The following is a 6,509-nucleotide window of genomic DNA, read 5'->3' on the forward strand; positions in this document are numbered from 1 at the left end:
GGCTGCCGGGTACAAAGCAGGTTCGCATGCTGCCGCTGTGATTGCATGCAGCGTTTATAACCTGGCCGTTGTCCAGTTTAACAGTGGCCAAAAAACGCTGCGGCCTGGCTAAGAGCGTTCCTTTGACAAGCGGTGGATTCTTCATTTCTCAGTTCCGTTGAATGTACAGATCTCTTCCAAGGTTCTCCGTTTCTTTTCTCTTTGTTCGGTATGAAGCGGATAGCCGACCGCCAGCATGGCGACGGGCCGCCACGATCGCGGCGTTTTGAGAGCCTTTTTGATTCCGGCTGCGCTGAACCAGCCTATCCAGCAGGTCCCCAAACCGAGCTCCTGCGCCTGCAGGACGAAATGCTCGCCGCTAATGCCGATATCGATGAGATAGTAAGGAATGCCGGTTGCCAATCGTCCCAAGCGATTTGCGATTAAATCGAGCCGTGCAAAGATGATGACCAAAACCGGCGCTTTCGCCGCCCATCGGGTAGCCGCAAAAATGCCGCTAAATGCGTGTTTGGCCGTTTCATTCTTGATCTCCGGATCGTCCAAAATAACGTACCGCCACGGTTGTGCATTCTCGGCCGAGGGCGCCAGTCGTGCAGCCTCGATGCACTGCAACAGTAGATCGCGGTCCACTTTTTTGTCCGCAAAGGTGCGCACGCTGGAGCGCGATTTAATTAGATCTATTATCTTCATGAGAAGGATTTACCGTTTTCCCGATCTCTTTACTGCAATGTTCAAGATCATGGATTAATCAATTCTGAAACGGTCGCAAAGCGATAGCCGCGCTGCGTCATGCTGTCGATCAGCGCCTCCAGGATCGTGTATACCGGCTTGCTGCGGCGCTGTGAATCGAGGTGCATCAGAATGATGCCGCCGTTGGCGCCGTTTCCGTCGGATTGGCCGAAACCGAGCAGTTTTTCTAAAATCTGCCCCGGGCTGCGAAACGCAGACGCAGTCGAATCGCTCACCCAATCCATTGTATCCAGGGTTTCGCCTTTGCCGACGGTCCAGCCGATCTGCAGATAGCCGGCCTCTGCCGCCCAACGGCGAATCTCTTCGTTATGTTCCCCATACGGCGCCCGCCATAACGGCGCCATTCGTCGACCGGTGACTTGCTGAAAAAGGTCTGCCGTCCGTTTGAGTTCCTGCTGCAGTTTTTCGCGTGTGATGCCCGGTCGTGTTTGATGTACGCCGTTTTCGGCAAACGTGGTCAAGTGCGGATGACTCCATGTATGATTGCCGATTTCGTGCCCATCCTCAGCCATTCGGCGCACCAACTGCGGATAGCGCTTGATAAAACCGCCGGTCAGAAAGATCGTGCATTTAATCCGCTTTTCCCGCAGAATGTCAAGGATCGGTTCCGCGGCTGCGGCGCCGGAACCGCCGTCGAAGGTCAACGCAAGTTGCCGGCGGTCAAGGCGGCCGCGGTTAACGTCCCGCGCCAAAAACGCGGGCACCGGTTTGCCGTATGCGGCCGTCAGACGCTGGAGAAGCGTCGAGCGGCCGTCCAAAGTGACGGCGTAAAGGCTAATCTCGTTTTCACCGTACTGCAAAGGCACAGCCTCAAAGACAAAAAAACCGGACTTTGGTGTTCCGGCGGCTGCCAGCCGATCGTTCACCTTTACAGCGATAATAAGGCTGTCCGCCGCTTCGCCGGCAATCCGTAAGCTGTTTTCTGTGACCTCGGCCTTTATCGATTTGTCGAACGCATCACTCGGCTGTCCGGTTCCTGCGGCTTCATGCGTCGGCGTAGGCGGTTGGTAAAGCCGAAACAGAACGACAAGAGAAACCGCAGCCACGCAAACCATAAAAAAAATCGTAAAGCCTATTCTGCCGCTCGACCGCAGCAGTTTCCGGACTGAGGCTTTTACGTCAAAAGTTTTTGGGAAAATGGCTTGGACAAGGTCATGAGCGACAGCCTGTCTCCGACATTTCGGCGAACAAAACGTTCGCCCCAAAAATAATGTTTCGCACTCGCGACAGACAGGGTTGCCGCAGCGATAACAACGCTTGCGAGCTCGAACCTGCGGATGATGAACGCAAAACTGAACGGCGCGCTCCGTTCCCCGCTTACTACCCGACTTGTTCAGCGGCTTTCCTCTCCTTCTTTTGCTTTTTTTTCCTCGAAAAAGTTAGTAAAATAGGCTAGAAAAGCAAGATTTTTGTGGTCAAAAACGCATCCGCCGTATCGGCTTAAAGCTTCGCCGCTTTTGTTTTTCCTCCGTAACTTTTTCATCAACCGATCCAATGGAGGAATATGGTCGATTATCACATTCACTGCCGCCTTTCCCGACATGGCGAGGGCGAGCTGTTCGAATATGTCGAAGCAGCGATTCGTAAACAATTAACCGAAATCGGTTTTGCCGAACATATTCCTATTCCCGAGTTGGATGATCCGACCGGCCGCATGCCTATCGAGGATTGGGCGGAATACGTAGGCAGCCTTTTTTCTGCTAAAGAGCGATATTCCGAGATTACGATTCGTTTCGGCATCGAAGCGGATTATTTGCCCTCCCATCAGCCGTATATTGCCGCTTTTGTTCGCGCTTATCCTTTTGACTACGTCATCGGCTCGGTTCACTTTGTCTCGGACTGGGATTTTTCCAATATGGATTTTCGCAGCCGATTGGAAGAGTTTGGGGCAAAAGAGCTCTATCGCAGGTACTATCTTTTACTCGCCGAAGCGGCCTCCAGCGGCCTTTATGACGTCATCGGCCACTTTGATTTGCCCAAGCGGCTTGCGCCGGAAATGCCTGCGGAAATGGCCGCTCTCCGTGACGCAGCGCTGCAGGCCGTCAAGCGTTGCGGCCTGGCGCTGGATGTTAATACCTCGGGTCTGCGCAAGGCCGATGATATTTACCCGGCGCCGGAAATCCTGGCGCAGGCGTTCGCAATGGATATCCCTATTACCATCGGCTCTGATGCGCATCGACCTGAGGAGGTTGCCGCCGATTTTGCCGTGACCGTCGAGCGGCTGAAAAGAATCGGTTATCGGTCATGTCTCGGCTTTGAAAGACGAAAACCCTATCGAATTCCTCTATGATGAAAGACAATATTGCACCGATTCGTCGACGAAAAACGCTTGAATCGATTGAGCAGCGGTTGTTATCGCCTTTTGCGGCCCTGAGCAGCCGCGCCGCCCAAACACGGCTGTTCGAAGAGGCCGAGCATCCCTACCGCACGGCCTTCCAGCGCGATCGCGACCGCATCATTCATTCGCGCGCCTTTCGGCGCCTGAAGCATAAGCGACAGGTCTTTTTGGTCAGTTACGGCGATCATTACCGCACGCGGCTGACGCACACCATCGAAGTGGCTCAGATGTCGCGCACCATTGCGCGCTCCCTGGGACTCAACGAAGACCTTGTCGAGGCCGTCGCCTTGGCGCACGATACCGGCCATACCCCTTTCGGCCACATCGGCGAGGTGGTTCTGCACCGCATTATGAAAGGGGAGGACACTCTCGACGATTCGGCGCGCTTCGGCGATGGAGGGGGTTTCAAGCACAATTATCAAAGCGTGCGCATCGTCGACTGGAACGAAAAACGCTATTCATTCGACGGCCTCAATCTGACGGCTCCCGTGCGCGAGGGGATCCTTAAACACACTCGCCTGCGGCGCGGCGAGGTCGACATCCCGGGCTTCCGTTATGAAGGACTCTACTATGAATTGGACAACGCGACGACGATCGAGGGACAGATCGTTGCCGTGTGCGACGAAATTGCGCAGCGCACCCATGATCTCGAAGACGGCCTCCGCGCCGGTTATGTCACCTTGGAGCAGGTTCGCTCCCTGCCGATGATCCGATATGTAGAGGCCAAGAGCCGTCTTTCTTTTTCCGATAAAGTCGATCGCTTTCTTTACCGCAACAAGCTGATCCGAAAACTGGTCGACGTCTTGATCTCGGACGTCATCCGACAGACAGCGGTCAACATGCGCATTTTTTATGAACAAACCGGCCGTACCTCGTTTTTTGATCGTCGGATCGCCTGGTTCAGTCCAACGGTCGATCCGCTCCAGGAGGCGCTCGACCGCTTTATCATGCGCGAAATCATTCGTGTCGCCTCGGCTGAGCGCGGCGACGAACAGGCTGCTTTTATCATCCGCGAACTGTTTCGCCTTTATTATCTTTACCCCAATCTTTTGCCCGAGTATCGCCTGGCAAGAGTTCTGTCGGATCGAGACCTCCAGGCGATCTATTCGGACAAAACGAGCGCAACGGAGGTTAGAGACCGGCTGCAGCGCGATCCGCTTTTTGCCCGCGCCGTGTGCGACCACATCGCCGGCATGACCGATGACTATGCCGAAAACACCTTTAAGCGACTGCAGCGAATGAATCAAGAGGAACTTGCCCGATGGACGAATCGACAAAGCGCCGGCCTGTAAACGAACCGATCCTCTGTATCGAACATGTGCGGTTCCGCTATACCGGCATCGCCGCCTCACCGGGAGATGTCCTCGATGACGTTTCCTTTGAACTGTATGAGAATGAATGCGTTGCCATTGTCGGGCCCAGCGGCTCCGGTAAAAGCACCCTTGTTCAGCATTTTACCGGCCTGCTGAAACCCGATCACGGCCGAGTGCTTTATAGAGGGAAAAATATATGGGGACGCAGTTTTGATCGCGTTGCCCTGCGCCGACGCGTCGGGCTGGTTTTCCAGTTTCCCGAACTGCAGCTTTTCGAAGAAACGGTGGAAAAAGACGTCGGATTTGCACCGAAAAACTTTGGACTGATGCCGAATGAGGTCGAACAGCGTGTTCTCGAAGCTCTGTCGGCCATGGACCTCGACGCCGAGCAGTTTCGTTCACGCTCGCCGTTCCAGCTCAGCGAAGGCGAAAAGAGGCGCGTCGCCATTGCGGGTGTGCTGGCGATGCAGCCGGAAATGACCGTCTTTGACGAGCCGACGGCCGGACTCGACCCCGAGGGCGTCCGCGGCTTTATTCGCCTGGTCAAACGTTTGCAAAACCAGGGCAAGACCATCGTCGTCATTACCCATAACATGGATTTTGTTGCCGAAACGGCGGATCGGGTGATTGTGTTGTTCAAAGGCAAAATCTTGTTCGACGGAACGCCCCGCTCTCTTTTTGTCGAACAAACTATTTTGCAGAAAGCCGATCTTGAATTGCCCTCCCTGCGGCAGGTGCTTGCGGAATTTAAAAACCTCCCCAAAGAAATCCTCGATGTTTTGACAATGCAGGAATTGGAAACAAAACTGGCTCTCTTGTCCTCTCACGCAGCTTGAAGCTTGTCAAGCAGAGGGGATTTTTGTATATTGAATTGTGACTTGAGGTCCGGCACGAGTTGGATTGCTGCCGGAAGAGATTATCGTCGCAGTCGCAGCAGTTCAAATCGATGTCATCTCGAAAGGAGATTTGCAGTTCAATGGACCAGCCTTTCGCAGAATTATTCCTAAACGAAGAGTCCGATTTCAACTTGTTGCAGTCGGATAACGGCAGTAATCTCACGGCATTCGAATTGGAATACCCAAAACTCAGCCGCAATCCCGATATACAGCGTATTTATCAATTGATCAAGAACACCGCTCCCAGCAATGCTTCGGTGCTCATCTACGGCGAGACAGGAACCGGCAAAGAACTGATTGCCCGTACCATTCAGGCGCTCAGCTTACGCAAAAACAAACCCTTTGTCGCCGTCAATTGTGCGGCTTTGAATGAAAACTTGCTCGAAAGCGAACTGTTCGGCCATGAAAAAGGCGCTTTCACCGGCGCCGTCCACCGGCATACTGGCCGCTTCGAGCAGGCCGACGGCGGCACGCTTTTCCTCGATGAGATCGCCGACATGCATCCTTCCACCCAGGCCAAAATTCTGCGCGTGCTTCAGGAGCAGACCTTTACCCGTCTCGGCGGCTCGCGGGACATCAAGGTGGATGTCCGGATCATTGCCGCCACCAACAAGGACCTGTGGGCCGAGATGGAAAAAGGCAATTTCCGTTCGGATCTGTTCTATCGACTGAATGTCGTTACCATCCATTTGCCGCCGTTGCGCGAGCGCAAGGAGGACATCCCTCTGTTGGCCGACTATTTCCGCATAAAGTTCTCCAAAGAGGTCAAGAAACAGATCGGTCCTTTTAGCGACGACGCGTTAAAAATGCTCAAAGAGCATCCCTGGCCCGGAAACATTCGCGAACTCCGCAACTTGGTCGAGCGTGCCGTTTTAGTGGTGCGGGAAGGACAACCGGTGACTGCGGCAGCTCTGTCGATGACCGGCAGAGACTACTTTGCCGCCGGCGGCCGCGAACGCCGCATGCAGCAACGGGAGGGCATCGGCTTTTCAACGCTCAACCTCAAGGAGCTGGAACGCGAAGCCATTCTCACGGCTCTTAAACGGACCAAATGGGTACAAAGAGAAGCCGCCCGACTGCTCGGTATCTCGCCGCGTGCCCTCAACTACAAAATCTCGCAACATGATATTCGTCACGACGGATGGAGAAAAAATTCGTGAACAACGCTTCTCTGCGGACCACTTTGTTCCTTATCGCCTGTCTGGCCTTACC

General features: G+C 54.2%; 6 protein-coding genes and 1 pseudogene. 5 read left to right on the plus strand and 2 right to left on the minus strand.

The genetic code is table 11. The features are described from left to right. Positions 1-141: 141 nt before the first annotated feature. Together ONB24_15390 and ONB24_15395 are read right to left on the minus strand one after the other, a co-directional pair. The gene (locus ONB24_15390) at positions 142-690 is read right to left on the minus strand and encodes a nitroreductase family protein (protein ID MDZ7317495.1); all 549 of its coding nucleotides are present in this window, start codon (positions 688-690) and stop codon (positions 142-144) included. A 47-nt stretch (positions 691-737) separates the two neighbouring features. Next, positions 738-1,805: a polysaccharide deacetylase family protein gene (locus ONB24_15395; protein MDZ7317496.1), complete on the minus strand. Its 1,068-nt coding sequence runs from the start codon at positions 1,803-1,805 to the stop codon at positions 738-740. A 449-nt stretch (positions 1,806-2,254) separates the two neighbouring features. On the opposite strand from ONB24_15395, the gene ONB24_15400 reads away from it, so the two are divergent. The 5 genes and pseudogenes from ONB24_15400 (at position 2,255) to ONB24_15420 (ending at position 6,457) form a co-directional block, all read left to right on the plus strand. Next, positions 2,255-3,040 carry a histidinol-phosphatase HisJ family protein gene (locus tag ONB24_15400; GenBank protein ID MDZ7317497.1) on the plus strand — a complete coding sequence of 262 codons (786 nt, stop codon included), beginning with the start codon at positions 2,255-2,257 and terminating at the stop codon, positions 3,038-3,040. Beyond that, complete coding sequence (gene dgt / locus ONB24_15405; GenBank protein ID MDZ7317498.1) at positions 3,037-4,380, plus strand: dNTP triphosphohydrolase; 1,344 nt, start codon at positions 3,037-3,039, stop codon at positions 4,378-4,380. Before ONB24_15400 ends, dgt begins: the two co-directional genes overlap by 4 nt. Further along, positions 4,350-5,237: an energy-coupling factor ABC transporter ATP-binding protein gene (locus tag ONB24_15410; GenBank protein MDZ7317499.1), complete on the plus strand. Its 888-nt coding sequence runs from the start codon at positions 4,350-4,352 to the stop codon at positions 5,235-5,237. Before dgt ends, ONB24_15410 begins: the two co-directional genes overlap by 31 nt. Positions 5,238-5,377: 140 nt before the next feature. Then, positions 5,378-6,175: pseudogene (locus tag ONB24_15415) on the plus strand (sigma-54 dependent transcriptional regulator). Positions 6,176-6,259: 84 nt separating this feature from the next. Next, positions 6,260-6,457, plus strand: a complete 198-nt coding sequence (locus tag ONB24_15420) for a helix-turn-helix domain-containing protein (protein MDZ7317500.1) — start codon at positions 6,260-6,262, stop codon at positions 6,455-6,457. Positions 6,458-6,509 lie beyond the last annotated feature (52 nt).

The organism is candidate division KSB1 bacterium (assembly GCA_034505495.1).
In the GTDB taxonomy this organism is placed as follows: domain Bacteria; phylum Zhuqueibacterota; class Zhuqueibacteria; order Residuimicrobiales; family Krinioviventaceae; genus Fontimicrobium_A.